The sequence below is a fragment of the Paraburkholderia sp. SIMBA_030 genome (assembly GCF_046535245.1).
Classification (GTDB): Bacteria; Pseudomonadota; Gammaproteobacteria; order Burkholderiales; family Burkholderiaceae; genus Paraburkholderia.
In genome coordinates this window covers 1-252 of the sequence record NZ_JAWRXB010001156.1, presented here as the reverse complement: position 1 = coordinate 252, position 252 = coordinate 1, and the positions used below count along the sequence as shown (strand labels likewise).

General features: G+C 72.2%; 1 protein-coding gene. It reads left to right on the top strand.

Annotation, left to right across the window (positions count from 1 at the left end; all coding sequences use genetic code 11):
- Positions 1 to 252, top strand: a 252-nt coding sequence (locus tag SB772_RS43655; protein WP_410838984.1) for an AMP-binding protein, incomplete at both ends; no start/stop codon positions are given.

Sequence of the window (252 nt, the reverse complement as noted above, 5' to 3'; positions counted from 1 at the left end):
CTCGCTGGTCCAGGCCCTGGCGCAACGCGCCGCGCAGACCCCGGACAAGATAGCCCTGCGCTTTCTGGCCGATGCTCCCGGCGAGCAGGCCGTGCTCAGCTACCGGGACCTGGACCGCCGCGCGCGCACCATCGCCGCTGCCTTGCAGGCCCGCGCAGGGTTCGGCGACCGTGCGGTGCTGCTGTTCCCCAGCGGCCCGGACTATGTCGCGGCGTTCTTTGGCTGCCTGTATGCCGGCGTCATCGCCGTGCC